Genomic DNA, 17,885 nt, shown 5'->3' on the forward strand with positions numbered 1-17,885 from the left:
CCTACGCGTCCGACCCCCGCACCCACACCGTCGTGTCCGGCGGCAGCGTGTCCTCCGGCAACGGCCCACTGGACAGCACCACTTCGGTGCCCTCGGGCAGCGCGACCGGTGCGTCCGAGAGATTGGTGACGCACTGCCAGCCCGAGGAGCGCGCGAAGTGCAGCACCTCGGGATCGGGGTGATCGATCCAGGTCAGCGTCTCGTCGCCGAGCAGCGAGCGGCGCAGTCGCAGCGCCTCGCGGTACAGCTCCAGCGTCGAGCCCGGGGTACCGTCCTGCGCCTCGACCGAGAGCGCGGCGAACTGCGCGGGCTGCGGCAGCCACGCGCCGCCGGGCCCGAACCCGTACGAGCCGCCCTCCCGCGTCCACGGCAGCGGCACCCGGCAGCCGTCGCGGCCCTTACGGGTGCGGCCCGTCTGCTCCCAGACCGGGTCACGCAGCGCCTCGGCGGGCAGGTCGGCGACCTCGGGCAGGCCCAGTTCCTCGCCCTGGTACACGTACGAGGACCCCGGAAGCGCCAGCATCAGCAGGGTCGCGGCGCGCGCCCTCCGCAGTCCGCCCGCCTCGTCGGGCTCGGGGCTGCGGCCGTCGGTGAGCAGCCACGCGTGGTAGTCGGTGTCCGAGGGGAGCCCGAGGCGGGAGGCGTGCCGCACGACGTCGTGGTTGGACAGCACCCAGGTGGCCGACGCGCCGGCCGCTCGCGCGGTCTCCAGCGACACGGCGATGGTGTCGCGCAGCTCCCGCGCGTTCCAACCGGTGCGCAGGTACTCGAAGTTGAACGCCTGGCCCAGCTCGTCCGGGCGCGCGTAGGCGGGCCGCCGGTCGTCGGGCACCCACGCCTCGGCGACGGCCATGCGCGGCGGAGTGTAGGTGTCGAAGACCTTGCGCCAGTCGCGGTAGATCTCGTGCACCTCGTCGCGGTCGTAGAAGGGGTGGGTGCCGGGCGGCAGCGCGGCGGCCCACTCCTCGCGCTCGACCTCGCCCAGGTCGCGCAGCGGTTCGGTGAGGTCCTTGGCCAGGCCGTGTGCCACGTCGACGCGGAAGCCGTCCACGCCGCGGTCCGACCAGAACCGCAGCGTGTGCCGGAAGTCGGCCCGTACCTCCTCGTTGTCCCAGTTGAGGTCGGGCTGCTCGGGCGTGAACAGGTGCAGATACCACTGCCCGTCCGGCACCCGCCGCCAGGCCGGCCCGCCGAAGACCGACTGCCAGTCGGAGGGCGGCAGTTCGCCCTCGGCGCCGCGCCCGTCGCGGAAGACATAGCGGTCCCTCGCCGCGGACCCGGGCGGCGAATTCAGCGCCTCCTGGAACCATACGTGCTGGTCGGAGGTGTGGTTGGGCACGATGTCCACCAGCACCTTCAGGCCCAGGCGGTGCGCTTCGGCGACCATCGCGTCGAAGTCGTCGAGGGTGCCCAGCAGCGGGTCCACGTCGCGGTAGTCGGCGACGTCGTAGCCGCCGTCCGCCAGCGCCGAGGGGTAGAAGGGGCTGAGCCACAGCGCGTCCACCCCCAGCGTGCTCAGGTGGGTCAGGCGCTGCGTGATGCCGCGCAGGTCGCCCACCCCGTCGCCGTCGGCGTCGGCGAAGCTGCGCGGATAGACCTGGTAGACGACGGCCTGCCGCCACCAGTCGGGTTCCTGCGGTGAGTTGTCCGGCGGCCGCTCTTCGGTGCGGTGCTGCGAGGCGCGCTCGGTCACGCGTACTCCTTCGTGAGCCTTGGTGTGCGGGGGTGGTCGTACGAAGCGATGCGGGCCTTCCTGGGGCGGGGTCTCTGGCTGCGGGCCGGTGGTGCTCGGGAGTTGGGGCCGCCGCTCATCCCTTCACCGCGCCGTCGGTCAGCCCCGAGAGCACGGCGCGCCGGAACACCAGGACCAGCAGCGCGATCGGCACCGTCGCGGCCATCGCGCCCGCGAAGATCGTCCCGTAGAGCACCTGGTGCTGCCCGTTGAACAGCGCGATGCCGACCGGGATGGTGCGGTAGCCGTTCTCGCTGTTGAGCGTGAGCGCCATCAGGAACTCCGTCCAGGTGGCGGTGAAGGTGAACACCCCGGCGGTGAACAGCGCGGGCCGCGCCTGCGGCAGGATCACCGAGAGCAGCGCCCGGGTGGGGCCAGCGCCGTCCACGGTCGCCGACTCCTCCATCTCGTACGGGATGTCCAGCAGCGAATTGCGCAGGATCCACACCGCGAACGGCAGGTTGAACGCCACATACGGGATGATCAGCCCGGGGCGGCTGTTGAGCAGTCCCAGTTCGCGCTCCACCAGATACAGCGGGGTCACCACGGCGATCGTGGGGAACACCGAGATCATCAGCAGCGCGACCATGATCGGCCCGCGCCCCCGTACCGGCAGCCTGGCCAGCGCGTACCCGGCGAAGAGCCCCAGGCCCAGCACCACCGCGGTCGAGCTGACGCACACGATCACGCTGTTGAGCAGGTAGTTCCCCATGCCCGAAGCACCCAGCGCGTCACGGTAGTTGGCCAGGGTCGGGTCCTCGGGCCACCAGGTGGGGGAGGGGTTGCCCGCTTCGCCCGGGGTCTTGAACGAGGTGGCCGCCATCCAGTAGAGAGGCGCGGCCGTCACCACGGCGAGCAGCACCGCGCCGATGGTGACGGGGTTGAGATAGCGGCGCACCCCGCGCCGCGTTCTGCTGCGCCTCATGCGGCGCCTCCTTCCTCCGCCTCGTCCACCTGCGAGCGGAACATCCGCAGGAACAGCAGGCACCCCAGCATCACCAGCACCCCGGTCGCGGTGGCGACCGCCGCGCCGAGGCCGAAGTTGAGGTCCTGGAAGAGCGTCTTGTAACCGAGCATCGCGAGCGACTGGGTGGCCGTCCCGGGACCGCCCTGGGTGAGCACGAAGGGCAGGTCGAAGATCCCGAACGCCTGGAGCACCCGGAAGAGCACCGCCACCGCCAGCACGGGCCGCAGCGCGGGCAGCACCACGTGCCGGAAGGTGCTCCACGCCCCGGCGCCGTCCATCTCGGCGGCCTCGTAATGCTCCTGGGGAATGCGCACCAGGCCCGCCAGCACGATCACCGCCACGAACGGCGTCGTCTTCCACACATCCGCCACCGCCAGCGCCGTGAAGGCCGGAACGGGCGTGCCCAGGATCACCGGCGGCTCCCCGAGCAGCACCTCGAAGAACCAGGTGGCAGCCCCGTACGACGCGTTGTAGAGGTAGCTCCACAGCTGCGCGGACACCACGGTGATCATCGACCAGGGGATGAGCAGCAGCGCCAGGAGCCAGCCGCGCCCTGCCTCCAGTCGGTCCAGCAGGATCGCGACCGCGACGCCGAGCGCCAGCTCCACGGCCACCGTGACCAGCGTGTATCCGACGGTGAAGGCCAGCGCCTGCAGCCACGCCGCGCTGCTGCCCATCACCGCGTAATTGCCCAGCGTCCACTCCTCGACGCGCATGCCGCCGTAGGTGAGCCGCACCTTGGCGAAGCTCATCACGACCGAGTAGAGCACCGGGAAGATCGTGACCAGCGCGATGACGAGGAGCGCGGGGGCCGTGTAGAGCCAGCCCGTGCGGGCCCGGCGGCGTTCGATGCCGGTCGCGGGGCCGCGGGGGCGGCGGGCCCCACGTGGGGAACGCTGCTGGGGCGTATGGGCGGTGGGTACGGCGGCCGCCCGTTCCGGCACGTCCTCCGCGTCCGCTCGGGCTTGCTCCGGGGCCCTCACAGCGCGTTCCCTTCCAGCGCGGCGCGCAGGTTCTCCTGCGCGGCCGAGAGGGCGCCGCGCGGCGAGGAGGCCCCGTTGAGCAGGGAGTTGACCTCCGTGTAGACCGCCTTGCTGACCTGCGGGTACTGCGGGGTCTGCGAGGGACGCGGCACCAGCCGCACCTTCCGCGACAGCGCGATCGTCGGATTGGGCGAACGCCGCGCGGCCCGGCTCTCCAGCGCGTCCAGCAGGGCCGGTACGTACGAGGAGTGGCGCAGCAACACCTGCTGCCCCTCCTCCTCCGCGCAGAACCGGGCGAAGGCGATCGCCGCTCCGCGCTCCTGCGAGTGCGGGTTGATGTAGTTGCACCAGCCGCCCAGGCAGCTGTTGCCCTCCGTCGCCCCGCCCTCGAAGCCGGGCCGCCGCATCGCCCCGGCCCTGCCCGCCACCTTCGAGGCGGCGGGGTCCTGGATCACCTCCCACGAGTAGGACCAGTTGCGCAGGAAGACCGCCTGGCCCGCGGTGAAGGCGTCCATCGTGTCCTGCTCCTTGAAGGTCGTCGCGGCGCGCGGCAGCACGCCGGAGCCGGTCAGCTCGCTCAGGTACCCGAGGGCGCGTTCGTTGGCGCGGCTGTCGAAGGTGGGGCGGGTGCCGGACGGGTCGAGGATGCTGCCGCCCGCGTCCGCCACGTACTCGGCCGTGTTCGCCGTCAGCCCCTCGGCCACCGCGCCCTGGAGGAGCAGCCCCTGCTCGGCGTCGCCCGCGCGCTGGATCCTCCGTGCGGTGCGGGCCACCTCCTCCCAGCTGCGGGGCACCCGCAGGCCGTGCTTGTGCAGCAGGTCCTTGCGGTAATAGAGGAACGCCTCGTCCAGATACAGCGGGAAGGCGTACACCGTCCCGCGCGCGGACAGCGCCTTTGTCAGCGGTCCGGGATAGCGCTGCCAGTGGCCCTCGGGGACGGCCGGGCCGACCGGCAGCGCCAGCTCGTTGTGCGCGAACTGCGCCGGCCACGTGATGTCGCCCATGTACACGTCGGGCCGCGGCGAACCGCTCGCCACGGTCGTGGACAGGGTCGTGCGGATGATGTCGGTGTTGGCGGGCAGATCGGTGGAGACCACCGTGATGTTCGGGTGGCGGCGCTCGAAGGCGCTGATCAGGTGGGTGCGGAGGTCGCCCCCGTTCTTCGCGGCCATGTGGAAGGACCACCAGTGGAGGGTGGTCGGGCCCCGCGGGACGGGCTCGGGGCCGGCCGGTCCGGGCGCGGCGCCGCGTGCGGCGCCGCAGCCCGTCGCGGTCCCGGCGGCGAGCGCCGAGGCGGCGCCCGCGGTGAGGACTCTTCTGCGGCTCAACGGCATGGGCTGGGCTCCTGAGCGGGATTCGAGGAGGTGCCCGGGGCACCCGGGAAGGGCCACTGACAGCGTTTGCAAGCTAGAAGTGCCCCCAGAGGGCGTCAAGGGAACGCACAGAAGTGACGGGGTGTCATGAACGGTGTGAGTGCCACCGATACGCGCCTGCGTTCGTCCTGTTGACGGGGGAGAGGGCGCAACGTACCGTCCCCACGGCCCGGTTGACCCCGGAGCGCGCGGCCGCCGACGGTCACTGCCGGTAGCTGCAAACGCTGGCACGAGGCTGGCCGCCCGCGCGAAGCCTTGTGTAACGTCCCCGCCATGCCGCCAGCACAGCGCCATCCGACGATGACCGACGTGGCCGAGCGCGCCGGAGTCTCCGTCTCCACCGTCTCGCGCACGCTCCGCGGGCTGCCCACGGTGTCCTCCTCCGCGCGCGCCCGCGTCGAGGAGGCCGTGCGCGAACTCTCCTTCGTGGTCTCGCGCCAGGCGTCGAGCCTGGTCACCGGCAGGACCGGGAACATCGCCGTGCTCACGCACTCGCTGGACTCCTGGTTCATGAGCACGGCCATCGGCGCCGTCGGCTCCGTGCTCCGCGACGCCGGGCTCGACATGCAGGTCTACTGCGTGCCCGACGTGGAGCAGCGCGCCGCGTTCTTCGAGCGGCTGCCCGCCCGCAGGAACGCCGACGCGCTGCTCGTCGTCTCCTTCGACCTCACCGAGGAGGAGGGCGCGCGCCTCGACGAACTCGACGTCCCCGTCGTCTACATCAGCCAGCACGCGCCGGGCCGGGCCAGCGTGTACGTCGACGACGTGGCCGGTACGCGGCGCGGCACCCAGCACCTGCTCAACCTCGGCCACCGCCGCATCGGCTATGTCGCGGCCGAGACGGACTGGGGCTTCGCCTTCAGCGCCGACGCGCGCCTGACCGGCTACCGGCAGGCGGTCGCCGGGGCCGGGCTGCCGCTGGACGAAGACCTGGTGGTGGCCGCGCGCTGCGAGCGGCGGCCGGTCGAGGAGGCCGTGGGGCGGCTGCTGGGCCTCGCCGACCCGCCGACGGCCGTGGTCGCGGAGAGCGATCAGCTCGCGATGCGCGTGATGTGGGTGCTGCGGGCCGCCGGCATCGGCGTGCCGGAGCGGATGTCGGTGCTCGGCTTCGACGACCACGAGTTCGCCGAGTGGATGGATCTGACCACCATCGCCCAGTCACCCGAGGACCTGGGCCGCGCGGCCGCCGAACTCGCCTGCGAACTCCTCCGCGACGGCACGCCCGACCAGGCCCGCCACATCGAACTCCCCACCCGGCTCCTCCCGCGCGGCAGCACGGCGGCGGTGACGCGGACCGCCGCTCGCGGCGAGGAGGGGGCCGGCGAGTGAGGGAACTCGGCCGTGAGGTACGGAGGTTCTCTGTACGGGCGAGCAACTCGGCGCGTACGGCGGCGCGTTGACGTGCATGGCGGCGTACGCGGTGTGTGATCCACGCCGTCCCGTACGGGGTTGAACGCCACGGGGCCGTCCCGTACGGGGCTGAAGGGCACGGACCTGCGGCCGGCGGAACTGGGGGCGGAAGTCCCTGGGCGCGGCGCGGGGCGTCTGGCTACATGGATGGTGACGCAGGCCACACGGCCTCGGTCACGCCGCCGGCAGCGAACCGGCGCGCTTGCCGCAACGGCGCGGCGCCCTCACCCTCCGCGGCCCCGCCCGACCCACCGTGCGCGGCCGCACCCCTGATCTCGTCGCGGTGCGCCCCTTTCTGTGCGCCGCGCTGCCCGAAAGTGAGAACACCATGACCTCTCGCACTTTCTCCCTGCGTACCGTCGCCGCCTCCACCGTGCTCGCCGGGGCGCTGCTCGTCCCCGCCGGCACCGCGATGGCCGCCGACGCCTCCGCCGCCCCGGCCGCGCCCGCCGTCTCCTCCTCCGCCGCGCAGCACGGCCACCACGCGAAGGTGAAGGTCTACAAGCTCAAGTACGGGTACACCGCGCACGTGATCAAGACCAAGCACGGGTACGACGCCAAGATCAAATACGGCAAGGTCACGCTGCGGACCCTGACCGCGAAGCACCCGAAGTTCAACAACCACGGCCTGATCATCACGCTGCACAAGAACGGCGTGGTCACCAGCCACGTCCAGAAGGCCGGCCACCGCGGCTGACCTGACCCCGGCCCCACCCGGCCCGCGCGGGACGAGTCCTCCATGTCCCGGCGGGCCAGGTGGCGTGCGGGAATGGCGGTGCGTGTGCGGTTGAGCGCGGGGTGTGCTCGCCGCAGCACGTACGAGGGCCCTGGCGCGATCGGTCGCGGCCGGGTCGCCGGGGCCCTCCGCTGCGGGGCGCGGCCACGAGGGCGGCCCCGGGTGCGGTCACCAGATGGCGTGGACGGTCGCGGCGATCACGGTGACCGTGGCGAGGCCGACCATGACCTCGCGCGTCGGCAGGCTCTCCAGGCGCCGTTTCGCCGACCGGAGGCGGCCGGAACCGGGCCCGGAATCCGCCGCCGAACCTGCCTCTGTCTCCATCGAGCAAGAAGTATCCATATCCGCCTCAACAAGCGGCCGCGTCTCGCTTATTGCCGGTCATCGCCTTTCGCAACCAGATCGTCACCTGCGTACCCGGCGGCGAGAGCGGGGCCGGCGGCAGGAGCGGGGCCGGGCGGCCGGGTGCCGGGCACCGCGCCGGTGGAGGCCGGTCCGCGCCGCGGGAGCGGCGGGCCCGGCACGGTGCCCGGTGTGCGGCGTGCGCGCGGGGGTGTGACGCGCGGACGCCGCGGCTACGAGGCCGCTCTGCCCTGCCGCTCCAGCGCCTTCGTGATGCGCTCGACCCCGGCGCGCACCGAGGTGAGCCACTGCGCGTCGGCTCCCGCGATGCTGAGGCCGAAGTCCTCCTCCAGCCTGCGCGCGGCGCGGTGCACCTTGGAGGGGGAGGAGCCCGCCAGGTCCGCGAGCGGGGTTCTGCCGTCCAACAGCTCCTCGGGCACCCGGATTTCCTCCGCCAGGCGCCGGCGCACCGCCGCCTCGATCCGGTCGCTGCCGGTGTCCGTCTCCGACGTCATACCGGCCCCCTTCCCGTCTCCTCTTTCCGAGCCATACGGAATCCTCAACGCCGAGTAGGTACTTCTTCGGTACGTCCGCTGACGCCGGAACCCGCACCGGACATCCGGGGCGTACGCGCATGCCCGGCGCGGAATTCCGCACGGCGCCCCGCGGGCACGGAACGGAACGCCCCGCGCTGATGGCCGCCGTGTTCTCCAGCATGGGCCGAGCAGCACACGGGCACGCGGCGGTGAAGCCCCGCGGATGTTGAAAGTTGCCGGTTGGCGGGGCGCGACGACCGCGCCCCGCCCGGGGGCGCGCACACCCGTGCGGGAATTCCCGCCGCGTGCGGCCCGGTTGAACCGGAACGCCCGGAGCGCGCCGCCTCCCTCAGCGGCTCACGGAGTGCGCGCCCGCTCCGGTCACTGGGATTCGCGTGACTGCGGTTGCGGAATTCGCGCGCTTTCCGTGTCGTCCCCCGCGCCGCTCCCCGCCTCGTTCCCTGCCTCGTTCCCCGCGTCGCTTTCCGATCGTGTGGCCGCGCCCGGCAGGTGCAGGAGGATCAGGGTGGCGGCGGCCAGCAGGAAGTTGCGGGTCGCGGCCTCCAGCCCGTTCCAGTCCTTCGACTGCCACATCGCGAACCATTCGCCCCCGACGGCCATGAACCCGGCGCCGAACAGCAGCAGCACCATGAGCAGCCCGTATGTGCCCAACTGCCGCGCACGCGCGTTCCCCGCACGCCGCCGCCCGTCGCGCAGCCAGACGGCGCAGGCCGCTATGAGGACCAGCGCCGCCAGCGTCTCCCACGCGATGATCGCCACATAGGCGAGGTCCTGGAGCGTGTGCGAGGTGATGGCCCGCCACATCAGATCGGGATCCTTGAACGTGGTGTCCATCGCGAGCACATGCCGCACGAACGCCTGGTTCGTACCGAAGTCGGTGATGTTCCCGAACGCGATCAGCGCCATGAGCAGGGCGAGCGTCGCGGTGAGCAGCCCCGCCGCCACCGGCAGTGCAGAGGCCGCCGCGCCGTCCACCCCCTTCGGCGCCCGTCCGCGTACGCGTATCCCGGACTCGGATCTCGAGGTCATTCCGTTCTCCCCTCCCGGCGCCGCGGCGCCATGACCTGCTCAACGCGCCGACGCCTCCGCGGCGTTGTCGCGCCCCCGCCCGCCGCGGCGCGGCGGCCGGAGCCCGGGTGAGAAATGCGACAACCTCCGTGCGACCACCGCATATCCGGTCCCGCACCCCCGCTGACGTCGTACGCTGCGAAGCGAACTGACCCACCCGACATGTGAGACGGTACGCACCACGATGGACAGCAGCGAGTACGAGCGAAAGATCGCCGTCCGGTTCGCCTCCTTCGACCAGGACGGCAACGGCTACATTTCCCGCGAGGACTTCACGGTGGCGGCGGCAGCGGTCCGCAGCGAGTTCGGGGTCACGGCCCGGTCCGAGCAGGGGCAGGCCACTCTCCTCGGGGCCGAGGCGTTCTGGCAGGGCATGGCCGGGATAGCGGACAGCGACGGCGATCAGCGCATCACCCGCGAGGAGTTCGTGGGCAGCGCGGTCAAGCGGCTGCGGGACAGCCCGGACCGCTTCGGCGAGATCGCCCGCCCCTTCCTCCGCTCCGTGGTGGCCGTGGCGGACTCCGACGGCGACGGCATGGTCTCCCCGCAGGAGGCCGAGCGCGCGCTGCGGGCCATGGGCGTGGCCGAGGAGCAGTGCGGCGCCGCCGCGCGGGCCCTGGACGCCGACGGCGACGGCAAGATCGGCGAGGACGACATCGTCAGCGCCTTCGCCGCGTACTTCACCACCCCCGAGCCCGACGCCTGAGCCGACGTACGAGTGCGCTCCCGCCGGGGACGGCACGGCGACGGCCGTCCCCGGCGCATCCCGGCTCCTTCGGCCTGGAAAACACCTCGTCCGAGGGCCCTGCGGGGCACTACCGTGCGCGGTGACCACAGCATCACCGGGGAATCCGCCGGGTGATCCGCTGGAGTTCCGGGGGAGTGAGCCATCGCCATGAATGACGCACGGGCTTCGCGCGACGCACGGACTTCCGTGGCACGAGCAACCGCGGGCGGACCCTACGCCCCGCCCGACCGCACCGACCGTCTCTCCGAATTCGGGGAGCTGTTCAGGGAGTTCCTGGAGAAGTCCCTCCGATCCCGGCGCCCCGACTCGGACCGCTCCCTGATCGCCCGGCTGCGCGAGCACCTGGGCAGGGAACCGGTCGACGTGCCCGTGGTGCGCGCTCGCTATCCGCACTACGACCACGCCAACGTGCACCTGGCGCTGGAGCGCTGGTTCGGCGCGGAGGAGCGCGAGTACGAACTCCTCGGCATCGCCGGCCAGAACCGGCGCATGGAATCGCTGTCCGAACTCGTCGAATCCGCCGACCAGTTCGGCAACGTCCAGCTCGGCACCGTCGACTACGCCTACGTACCGGTCTCCGCCGACGAGGAACTGGCCGTCGTCGCCTTCGGCCTCTACCTCGGCTGGGACGGCGTCGACCCCTATGCCGTGCTGCTCCGCGGCCCCGAGGACTGCTACGGCGAGAACGAGGTGCAGCTGGAGGTCCTCGCGCCGACCCGCGAGCACGCCCGCGCGATGCTGGCCGCACTGGGCGGGATCATGCGGGAGCACAACGTCTTCCGGGGCAAGGTGATCTCCTTCGAGGGCAGCCCCTTCAGCGAGGGGGTCGGCCCCTTCAAGCTGCACGCGCGTCCCGGCCTCGGCCGCGAGGACATCGTGCTGCCCTTCGGGCTGCTGGAGCGCATCGAGCGCCAGGTGGTGGGCGTGGCCCGCCGCCGCGACACGCTCCTCGCACACGGCCAGCACCTGCGGCGCGGACTGCTCCTGTACGGGCCGCCGGGCACCGGCAAGACGCACAGCGTGCGGTATCTGCTCGCGCGGCTGCCGGAGTTCACCGTGATCGTGCTGTCCGGCACCTCCATCAGGTTCGTCGGCGCCGCCTGCGCCCTCGCGCGGATGCTGGAGCCCGCGCTGGTGGTCCTGGAGGACTGCGATCTGGTCGCCGAGGCGCGGGACCTGAGCGACGACGAGCAGCCGCTGCTCTTCCAGGTGCTCAACGAGATGGATGGCCTCGGCGACGACGCCGACGTCGCCTTCCTGCTCACCACCAACCGCGCCGACCTGCTCGAACCCGCCCTCGCACAGCGCCCGGGCCGGGTGGACATGGCGGTGGAGATCCCGCTGCCCGACGCCGCGGCACGGCGCGCGCTGTTCGCCCTCTACGGCGGGCGCCTCGGCCTGCCGGAGGACGCCGTGGCGGAGGCGGTGCGCCGGACCGAGGGCACGACCGCTTCCTTCGCCAAGGAGGCCGTGCGCCGCACCGTCCTCTTCGCCGCCGAGCGCGACGAGGAGACTCCCACCCCCTCCGACCTGTCCGCCGCGCTCGACGAACTCCTCGGCGACAACGACCGCCTGACCCGGCGCCTGCTGGGCGTGCGGGGCGAGGACGACGCGTACGAGGACGAGGATGACGAGGAGGCGTACGAGGACGAGGACGGCGATCAAGACGCCGAGGGCGCCGAGGACTTCGACATGGATGAGGAAGACGAGGGCGAACGCGGTGAGGAGGGCGGGGGCGGCGCCGGCCCGGTCCGTGGTGGGTCCGTCCGCTACTCGGCGAGTTACCGGCCCCTCCGGCGACACCGCTGACCTGGGCCGCCACGCCGTGGCCCGGCGGCGTGGCGGCGCGCTCACCCCGTACCGCGGGCGCGGGTCAGCCCCAGCGCGGCACCTCCACCCAGCGGCGGGGTGAGCCCAGCATCTCCTCGGCCTCGGCCCGGGTGGGGCGTATCCCCGCCATGGCGCACCCGTAGCCGAGTTCGCCCGCCGAGTCGTGCTGTGCGTAGAGATAGCGCAGCAGCACGCGCTCCGGCGGATCGTCCGTGCTGGGCTCAAGGCCCACCCGGTCGTCATGCTCGTACACCCCGTCGTGCGCGAACCCGCCCTGCGGGCCGCTCTTGGCATTGAAGAACACGCCGTACGCCGAGGCGCCGGAGGAGGACAGCGGAGTCAGCGACTCCGCCCGTGTGATCTCGAAACTGTCCGGCTGGACCAGCACGCAGCCGCCTTCCACCGGCACCACGCCGATCTGCCCGGGCTCCGGCTCGAACGGGTCCTCCGGCGGCTCGCACTCCCGCGCCCCGAGGCGGCGCACGGCCTCGTCGGCGTCCAGCCCTCCGACGAAGGTGATGCCGGGCCCCTCCAGGTGAGCCTCCTCGCCGAACACCTCCGCGAGCCGCCGGGCTTCCTCCACCCGGGCGAGTTCGGCCCCGGTGAGGGCTTCCAACCGCCCGGAGCGGACGAGGTGTTGTGCATACGGGGCGAAGGGGGAGGCGAGTATCAGCCGTCCCGCCGACCAGCCGCCCATCACCGGGCGGACCGGATCGGCTCCTGCCGCGAGCAGCACGGCTGCTGTGGCCGCGCGGCCGTGGAGGACGGCGGTCCACAGCGGCGTGTGGTCCCACTCGTCGGGCACGTCGAGGTTGGTGGCGCGGGCCGCAAGCTCGGCGACCACCTCGGCGCTGCCGTATTCGGCGGCCTGGTGCAGCGGGCACTCCTCAGGCGGGGTCCCCTCCGGCACGTCCACGGGAGCGCCGGCGTCCAGTCGCGCGCGGACGCGGTCCAGGTCGTGCCAGTCGGATCGGGAGCCGAACCGCTGCCAGTCGGCGCGGGGTTCGCCCGGCCGCGCCTCTTCGTGGTCGTCCGGCTCATGCGCCTCGTCCGGCCCACGCACGGGGTCGGGGTCGTGATCGTCCAGCGGGATGTGCCGGTACGCGTCCGGTGAGCCGTGGTCGGCGAACGGCGTGGTCTCGTCGAACGACCTGAGGCCCGCGAAGGACGCGACCCCGCCGAACGGTCCCGGCCCCGCGAGCACGTGCCGTTCCGCGTACGCAGCGGCGGGACCCACCACGGGGTTGTCCTCCCACGGCCCCGGGGACGGGTACGGGCCGAAGGGGGCGAGCGGACCGCCGAAGTCCGTGGCGCCGGCCGGGCCGCCCTGTTCGTACTCGGACCAGCCCACCATCCCGCGCTGGAGCTCCTCGTCCGGCACCGGATCCAGGTCCGGCCATACCTCCACGGCCCGCGCAGCCGCGGCCCGGAGCATGCCCGCGTCCAGCGCGGTGCGGGTTTCCCGTAGGCCCTCTTCCGGCCACTCCACGACCAGCGTCAGCGGCCCCTCGGGCGGCAGTGCGGACAGGTGCAGCCCGAGGCGCCCGGAATAACCGCCGTCGAGCTGCTGGAGCTGACGCAACGTCAACGGCTGTCCGCCCACGTCGTGTTGGAGCGCCGTGCCTTCCCCGGAGTCGAGGTGATCCGTCGGTTGCTCCGCATCCACCGGCCGCACCGCATCCAGATTCGTCACCCGTCGTCTGTCGGACAGCAGCAGCCCCACCCTCGGCCCGTGCTCGCCCCCGTACGGCAGGAAGAAGCGCTCACCGAAGGGCACGTGCCCTCTCCTCGCGTGCTGTCTCGTCACGGGCCCGAAGCCGCACAGCACGGCGCTCTCTCTCGGTGGCGCGGCCACCCGCGGGCTGCGGCTGAACACCGCCAGGTGCAGGGTGAGCGCGCCGGGCCACACCGACGTACCGGCGAGCAGCACGCGCACTCCGTCGCCCGCACCCACCTCCCGTCCGTCCGGCACCATCGCGGGCAGGAACCACGCGCTCGGCGGCCCCTGCCAGTCGGGCGACCACGCGGGCAGCGGTGCCCGAGCTCGATCCCCAGCACCAGCCCCGACCCCGGCCCCCTCCAACTCCTCGCCTTCTCCGCGCTCCTCGCCCCCTCCGCGGTCAGCGTCCGCGTCCGCCGGCGCCAAGCCGTCGAAGAACCCCATGCTGCATCCCCCTGGTCCTCGTTCTGTGCGCGTCCTGCACTCGTGTGCCCGTCGTCTCCGAGCCACCGTCCACGACGCTAGACGCCGCCACTGACAACGGGTCGAAGTGCCTGGTGAGAGCCCTGCGAGACGCGCAGCGAGACGCTGCGTCTCGCGACGTGTTAAGGTGTCCCCATGACCTTCTTCTACTTCCTGTGACAGGCGGACGCGCGGCGGCCCCATGCGGCTGCCGCTTCGCGCGTTCCCGTCCCACAAGGAAGTTGGAGAATCATGAACCCCCTTGCCGAATCAGGCAGTTCCGCCACCGGCAGCTCCCTCACCCTGCCCGCCCGCGCGCAGCTCATCGCGTCCGACGTGCACCTCGCGCGCGGCGGCAGGCCCGTTCTCACCGGCGTCGACATGACCGTCGTGCCCGGCTCCCGCTGGGGCGTGGTCGGCGAGAACGGGCGCGGCAAATCCACCCTGCTCCAGGTCCTCGCCGGAGCGCTCGCCCCCGATGCGGGAACCGTGCGCCGGGTGGGCACGTTGGGCGGGGTGGAACAGGAGATGGCGGCGTACGGCCGCACTGTCGGCGATGTCGTCGACACCCACCTCGCCGACGTACGCGCGGCGTTGGCGGCGCTCGACGCGAGCGCGACGGACCTCGCCGAGGAACGTCCCGGCGCCGCCGAGGCGTATCGGGAAGCCCTGGAGGCCGCGGAAACCCTGCGGGCCTGGGACGCGGACCGGCGCGTCGACGTCGGGCTGGAGGCACTCGGCGCGGTCTCCGACAGGTCGCGGCCGCTGGAGCCGCTGTCGGTCGGGCAGCGCTACCGCGTACGCCTGGCCTGCCTGCTCGGCGCGGCCGGCGACTTCCTGCTGCTGGACGAGCCGACCAACCACCTCGACCAGGCGGGACTGGACTTCCTGACCCGCAGGCTGCGGGAGTGGGAGGGCGGCGTGGTGGTCGTCAGTCACGACCGCGCGCTGCTCCAGGACGTGGCCACGTCGATCATCGATCTCGACCCGAGCAGGAACGGGCGGCCGGCCGTGTACGGCGACGGGTACGCGGGTTATGCGGCCGGTCGCGGGGCGAGCCGGAGGCGCTGGGAGGAGGAGTACGCGCGGCAGCAGGCCGAGACCGACCGCCTGGCGGGCCAACTGGCTGCCGCACAGGACCGGTTGCTCTCCGGCTGGCGCCCGGCCAAGGGCACCGGAAAGCACACGCGCGCCACGCGTGCGCCGGGGTTGGTGCGTTCCGTGCACCGCAGGCGCGAGGAGCTGGCCCGGCACGAAGTGACCGTGCCCGAACCGCCGTTGAGCCTGCACATGCCGGAACTGCCCACGTGGCCCGGCGCCACACTGGTACGCGCCGAGGGCGTGGCGGTCGCCGGGCGGCTGGACACCCCGGCCGACGTGACGCTGGAGTCCGGGTCGCGGCTGGTTGTCTCGGGCCCCAACGGAGCGGGAAAGTCGACCCTGTTGGCCGTGCTGGCGGGGCGTCTGGAGCCCGGCGCGGGCCGCGTACACCATGCCCCCGGAGCGCGCATCGAGCTGCTCTCGCAGGAGTCGGCCGAGGCGGGGCGGCGCCTAGCGCGCGAGGTGTACGAGGACCGGGTCGCGGCCCTCGTCTGGGCGGGGCGGCTGGGGGAGGGGGAGGCCGTGGAGCCGGGCGCGCTGGGGCTGCTGGAGCGGTGTGATCTGGAGCGGCCGGTACGGGAGTTGTCCGTGGGGCAGCGGAGGCGGCTCGACGTGGCCCTCGCACTGGCCGCGCGCCCACACGTACTGCTCCTGGACGAACCGACCAACCACCTCTCCCTCACCCTGGTCGACGAGCTGACCGAGGCGCTGGAGAAGACCGGCGCTGCGGTCGTGCTGGCCACCCACGACCGCCGGCTGAGGAGGGAGGTCGCGCACTGGGAGCGACTGGAGCCGGCACCGCCCGCGCGGTGATCGAAAAGCCCCCACCGGGTGTACCTAGCCGAGCGTCGCGACCTGCTCGTCCAGCGCCGTCTGCAGCCACACGTCGATCGACCCGAACGTCGGCTCCCGCAGCCCGGCGCCGGAGCCGGACTCGGACTCAGACCTGGGCTCAGACCCGGACCCGCCCCCGGAGTCGGACCCTGAACCTGACCCGGCCTCAGGTCCAGCCCCGAGCCCGCCCCCGGGTTCGCCCAGCTCGGTCGCCAGCGTGAAGTACCGCTCCAGCGTCGGGTCGGCGATGCGGGTGAGCCAGGCGTTCAGGTCACGGCGGAAGGCGGGGGTGTCGCGGGTGCCGCGCAGGCCGGCGTGTGCGGCGACGAAGCAGTCCAGCGCCTCGCCGGGGTGTGGTGGGCGGCCGGAGCGGAGGAGCGGCAGGGCGATGCCGTACGCCTCGATCAGGCCGTCGTAGAGCGCGCCGGTGCGGCAGACACGGTCGTACGGGGGTGGTGGTGGCACCAGGATGTCGGGGGTGCGGGCCGTGTCCGTGGCGAGCGCGTACAGCCGGGCGAAGGTCAGCACCTGGGCGGGCGAGGGGTCGTCAGGAAGCCGGGGTATGCCCGCGTCGAGGAGCACGGAGAGCTGGCGGCGGGGGATGCGCGGCGGCAGCACCCGGCGCCAGAAGCGCTCCAGCGCGCTCGTGTCGGGCGGTGTGGGGAGCGCGCCGATGAGGCGCAGGCGCTCGGGGCGTTCCTCCGGCGCGCAGTCGCGGAGCAGCCGCAGCGCCGCCTCGCGCCAGCGCAGGGCGGTCAGCCGGGGGCCGAGCTCCTGCAACTGACCGGCGATGGCGCTCTCCAAGACGTCCTGCGCGGCCTCGGCGCCGTGCGCGTCCTCGCGTGCGAGCACCCGGCGCACCTCGGGAACCGGCAGGTCCAGGGCCCGCAGCGAGCGGATCAGCCGCAGCCGGGCGAGCGCGGCGTCCCCGTACCTGCGGTGGCCGCCCGCGCTGCGGCGGGCCTCGGGGAGCAGGCCGCTGTCGGAGTAGAAGCGGACCGTCTTGACCGTGACGCCCGCGTGCCGGGCGAGCTCACCGATGCTCAGCAGACCGTCAGGAGACACCTCTTGAACCTCCCTCAAGGGGAGTTCCTAGCGTACCGGCGAGCGCGGACGCCCCCTTTGGGCGTGCGCGGTGACCACGGCGTGCGAGGAGGAGTTCATGACGGCGTTCGTGATGGTGGCGGGCGGACACACAGGCGGCTGGGTGTGGCGGGACGTGGCGGCCGCGCTGCGGGAGCGGGGGCACGAGGTGTACCCGGCGACGCTCACGGGCCTGGGCGACCGGCGCCACCTGGCGGGGCCCGGCACGGATCTGGAGACCCACATCGAGGACCTGGTGCAGATCATCGACCACGTGGACGAGCCCGACGTGGTGCTCGTCGGCCACTGCTACGGCATCTACCCGGTCGTCGGCGCGGCCGACCGGCGCCCCGGACGGGTCGTGCACACCGTCTACCTGGACGCGGCGCTGCCGCAGGACGGGCGCTCGATGCTGGACCAGGTACGGGAACAGATGGCCGACCCGGAGGCGCGCGCCCACATCCTGGGGCACGCCGCGGAGGGCGCGCGGCGGGCCGACCTGCTCGTTCCCCCGCCGACCCTGGAGGAGTGGCGCACCGCGGGGAACACCGGGGACGTCCCGGCCGATGTGGTCGAGCGCCTGGCGCGCCGTGCAGCGCCGCAGCCGCTGCGCACCTTCGACCAGCCGCTGCGGCTGGAAGGACCCGAGGTCAAGCTGCCGTTGACCGGGATCTTCTGCACGGGGAACGGGACCACGCTCGCCATGGTGGAGGAGCTGGTGGCCACCGGTGCGCCGCGGTTCCGGCCGCTCACCGACCCGCGCGCGACCTTCTTCGAACTCGACACGGGCCACTGGCCGATGCTCTCCGCGCCGGACGAGCTGACGGACGTGCTGCTGCGCGGGATCGCGGGGGAGGGGCACCGGATCGCGCCGGCGGCGGCCGCCTAGGAACGCGGCGGCCGCTGGGGAATACGCGGAAACCAGAAGACGGGGGAACC

At 73.0% G+C, this 17,885-nt stretch carries 15 protein-coding genes; 6 read left to right on the forward strand and 9 right to left on the reverse strand.

The window, feature by feature from the left end; genetic code table 11:
- Window position 1: 1 nt before the first annotated feature.
- The 4 genes from ABEE00_RS07040 to ABEE00_RS07055 all read right to left on the reverse strand — a co-directional run bounded on the left by ABEE00_RS07040 (window position 2) and on the right by ABEE00_RS07055 (window position 5,016).
- A complete protein-coding gene (locus tag ABEE00_RS07040) occupies window positions 2–1,693 on the reverse strand; it encodes a glycoside hydrolase family 13 protein (RefSeq protein WP_345744385.1) in 1,692 nt (563 codons plus the stop codon).
- A gap of 115 nt (window positions 1,694–1,808) precedes the next feature.
- Window positions 1,809–2,657, reverse strand: a complete 849-nt coding sequence (locus tag ABEE00_RS07045; RefSeq protein ID WP_345744386.1) for a carbohydrate ABC transporter permease — start codon at window positions 2,655–2,657, stop codon at window positions 1,809–1,811.
- Window positions 2,654–3,682 carry a carbohydrate ABC transporter permease gene (locus ABEE00_RS07050; RefSeq protein WP_345744387.1) on the reverse strand — a complete coding sequence of 343 codons (1,029 nt, stop codon included), beginning with the start codon at window positions 3,680–3,682 and terminating at the stop codon, window positions 2,654–2,656. Before ABEE00_RS07050 ends, ABEE00_RS07045 begins: the two co-directional genes overlap by 4 nt.
- On the reverse strand, window positions 3,679–5,016 hold the full coding sequence (locus tag ABEE00_RS07055; protein ID WP_345744388.1) for an extracellular solute-binding protein: 1,338 nt from the start codon (window positions 5,014–5,016) through the stop codon (window positions 3,679–3,681). The genes ABEE00_RS07050 and ABEE00_RS07055 overlap by 4 nt, the downstream gene beginning before the upstream one ends.
- 312 nt (window positions 5,017–5,328) lie before the next feature.
- On the opposite strand from ABEE00_RS07055, the gene ABEE00_RS07060 reads away from it, so the two are divergent.
- Both ABEE00_RS07060 and ABEE00_RS07065 read left to right on the forward strand, forming a co-directional pair.
- Window positions 5,329–6,384 carry a LacI family DNA-binding transcriptional regulator gene (locus ABEE00_RS07060; RefSeq protein ID WP_345744389.1) on the forward strand — a complete coding sequence of 352 codons (1,056 nt, stop codon included), beginning with the start codon at window positions 5,329–5,331 and terminating at the stop codon, window positions 6,382–6,384.
- Window positions 6,385–6,793: 409 nt separating this feature from the next.
- Window positions 6,794–7,162, forward strand: coding sequence for a hypothetical protein (locus ABEE00_RS07065; RefSeq protein WP_345744390.1), 369 nt, complete (start codon window positions 6,794–6,796; stop codon window positions 7,160–7,162).
- 207 nt (window positions 7,163–7,369) lie between these two features.
- On the opposite strand, the gene ABEE00_RS07070 is transcribed toward ABEE00_RS07065, so the two are convergent.
- The 3 genes from ABEE00_RS07070 to ABEE00_RS07080 all read right to left on the reverse strand — a co-directional run bounded on the left by ABEE00_RS07070 (window position 7,370) and on the right by ABEE00_RS07080 (window position 9,129).
- The gene (locus ABEE00_RS07070) at window positions 7,370–7,525 is read right to left on the reverse strand and encodes a hypothetical protein (protein ID WP_345744391.1); all 156 of its coding nucleotides are present in this window, start codon (window positions 7,523–7,525) and stop codon (window positions 7,370–7,372) included.
- Window positions 7,526–7,776: 251 nt separating this feature from the next.
- Window positions 7,777–8,058, reverse strand: coding sequence for a hypothetical protein (locus ABEE00_RS07075; RefSeq protein ID WP_345744392.1), 282 nt, complete (start codon window positions 8,056–8,058; stop codon window positions 7,777–7,779).
- A 402-nt stretch (window positions 8,059–8,460) separates the two neighbouring features.
- The gene (locus tag ABEE00_RS07080) at window positions 8,461–9,129 is read right to left on the reverse strand and encodes a DUF2165 domain-containing protein (RefSeq protein ID WP_451918509.1); all 669 of its coding nucleotides are present in this window, start codon (window positions 9,127–9,129) and stop codon (window positions 8,461–8,463) included.
- A 223-nt stretch (window positions 9,130–9,352) separates the two neighbouring features.
- On the opposite strand from ABEE00_RS07080, the gene ABEE00_RS07085 reads away from it, so the two are divergent.
- Window positions 9,353–9,874, forward strand: a complete 522-nt coding sequence (locus tag ABEE00_RS07085; RefSeq protein ID WP_345744393.1) for an EF-hand domain-containing protein — start codon at window positions 9,353–9,355, stop codon at window positions 9,872–9,874.
- 228 nt (window positions 9,875–10,102) lie between these two features.
- On the forward strand, window positions 10,103–11,725 hold the full coding sequence (locus tag ABEE00_RS07090) for an ATP-binding protein (RefSeq protein WP_345744394.1): 1,623 nt from the start codon (window positions 10,103–10,105) through the stop codon (window positions 11,723–11,725).
- 64 nt (window positions 11,726–11,789) lie between these two features.
- On the opposite strand, the gene ABEE00_RS07095 is transcribed toward ABEE00_RS07090, so the two are convergent.
- Window positions 11,790–13,910: an ankyrin repeat domain-containing protein gene (locus ABEE00_RS07095; RefSeq protein ID WP_345744395.1), complete on the reverse strand. Its 2,121-nt coding sequence runs from the start codon at window positions 13,908–13,910 to the stop codon at window positions 11,790–11,792.
- 270 nt (window positions 13,911–14,180) lie between these two features.
- On the opposite strand from ABEE00_RS07095, the gene ABEE00_RS07100 reads away from it, so the two are divergent.
- The gene (locus tag ABEE00_RS07100) at window positions 14,181–15,842 is read left to right on the forward strand and encodes an ABC-F family ATP-binding cassette domain-containing protein (RefSeq protein ID WP_345744396.1); all 1,662 of its coding nucleotides are present in this window, start codon (window positions 14,181–14,183) and stop codon (window positions 15,840–15,842) included.
- Window positions 15,843–15,866: 24 nt separating this feature from the next.
- Here ABEE00_RS07100 and ABEE00_RS07105 read toward each other — a convergent pair whose 3' ends face one another.
- A complete protein-coding gene (locus tag ABEE00_RS07105; protein WP_345744397.1) occupies window positions 15,867–16,928 on the reverse strand; it encodes a MerR family transcriptional regulator in 1,062 nt (353 codons plus the stop codon).
- A gap of 97 nt (window positions 16,929–17,025) precedes the next feature.
- Here ABEE00_RS07105 and ABEE00_RS07110 point away from each other — a divergent pair, with 97 nt between their 5' ends.
- A complete protein-coding gene (locus ABEE00_RS07110; RefSeq protein ID WP_345744398.1) occupies window positions 17,026–17,835 on the forward strand; it encodes an alpha/beta fold hydrolase in 810 nt (269 codons plus the stop codon).
- Window positions 17,836–17,885 lie beyond the last annotated feature (50 nt).

The organism is Streptomyces odontomachicola, assembly GCF_039605595.1.
Taxonomy (GTDB): Bacteria; Actinomycetota; Actinomycetes; order Streptomycetales; family Streptomycetaceae; genus Streptomyces.

What these genes read in the sequence shown, in the direction of transcription:
- ABEE00_RS07110 (WP_345744398.1), top strand. Translation starts at nt 17,026, where the DNA reads ATGACGGCGTTCGTGATGGTGGCGGGCGGACACACAGGCGGCTGGGTG.
- ABEE00_RS07065 (WP_345744390.1), top strand. Translation starts at nt 6,794, where the DNA reads ATGACCTCTCGCACTTTCTCCCTGCGTACCGTCGCCGCCTCCACCGTG.
- ABEE00_RS07100 (WP_345744396.1), top strand. Translation starts at nt 14,181, where the DNA reads ATGAACCCCCTTGCCGAATCAGGCAGTTCCGCCACCGGCAGCTCCCTC.
- ABEE00_RS07085 (WP_345744393.1), top strand. Translation starts at nt 9,353, where the DNA reads ATGGACAGCAGCGAGTACGAGCGAAAGATCGCCGTCCGGTTCGCCTCC.
- ABEE00_RS07095 (WP_345744395.1), bottom strand. Translation starts at nt 13,910, where the DNA reads ATGGGGTTCTTCGACGGCTTGGCGCCGGCGGACGCGGACGCTGACCGC.
- ABEE00_RS07060 (WP_345744389.1), top strand. Translation starts at nt 5,329, where the DNA reads ATGCCGCCAGCACAGCGCCATCCGACGATGACCGACGTGGCCGAGCGC.
- ABEE00_RS07055 (WP_345744388.1), bottom strand. Translation starts at nt 5,016, where the DNA reads ATGCCGTTGAGCCGCAGAAGAGTCCTCACCGCGGGCGCCGCCTCGGCG.
- ABEE00_RS07075 (WP_345744392.1), bottom strand. Translation starts at nt 8,058, where the DNA reads ATGACGTCGGAGACGGACACCGGCAGCGACCGGATCGAGGCGGCGGTG.
- ABEE00_RS07080 (WP_451918509.1), bottom strand. Translation starts at nt 9,129, where the DNA reads ATGACCTCGAGATCCGAGTCCGGGATACGCGTACGCGGACGGGCGCCG.
- ABEE00_RS07045 (WP_345744386.1), bottom strand. Translation starts at nt 2,657, where the DNA reads ATGAGGCGCAGCAGAACGCGGCGCGGGGTGCGCCGCTATCTCAACCCC.
- ABEE00_RS07070 (WP_345744391.1), bottom strand. Translation starts at nt 7,525, where the DNA reads ATGGAGACAGAGGCAGGTTCGGCGGCGGATTCCGGGCCCGGTTCCGGC.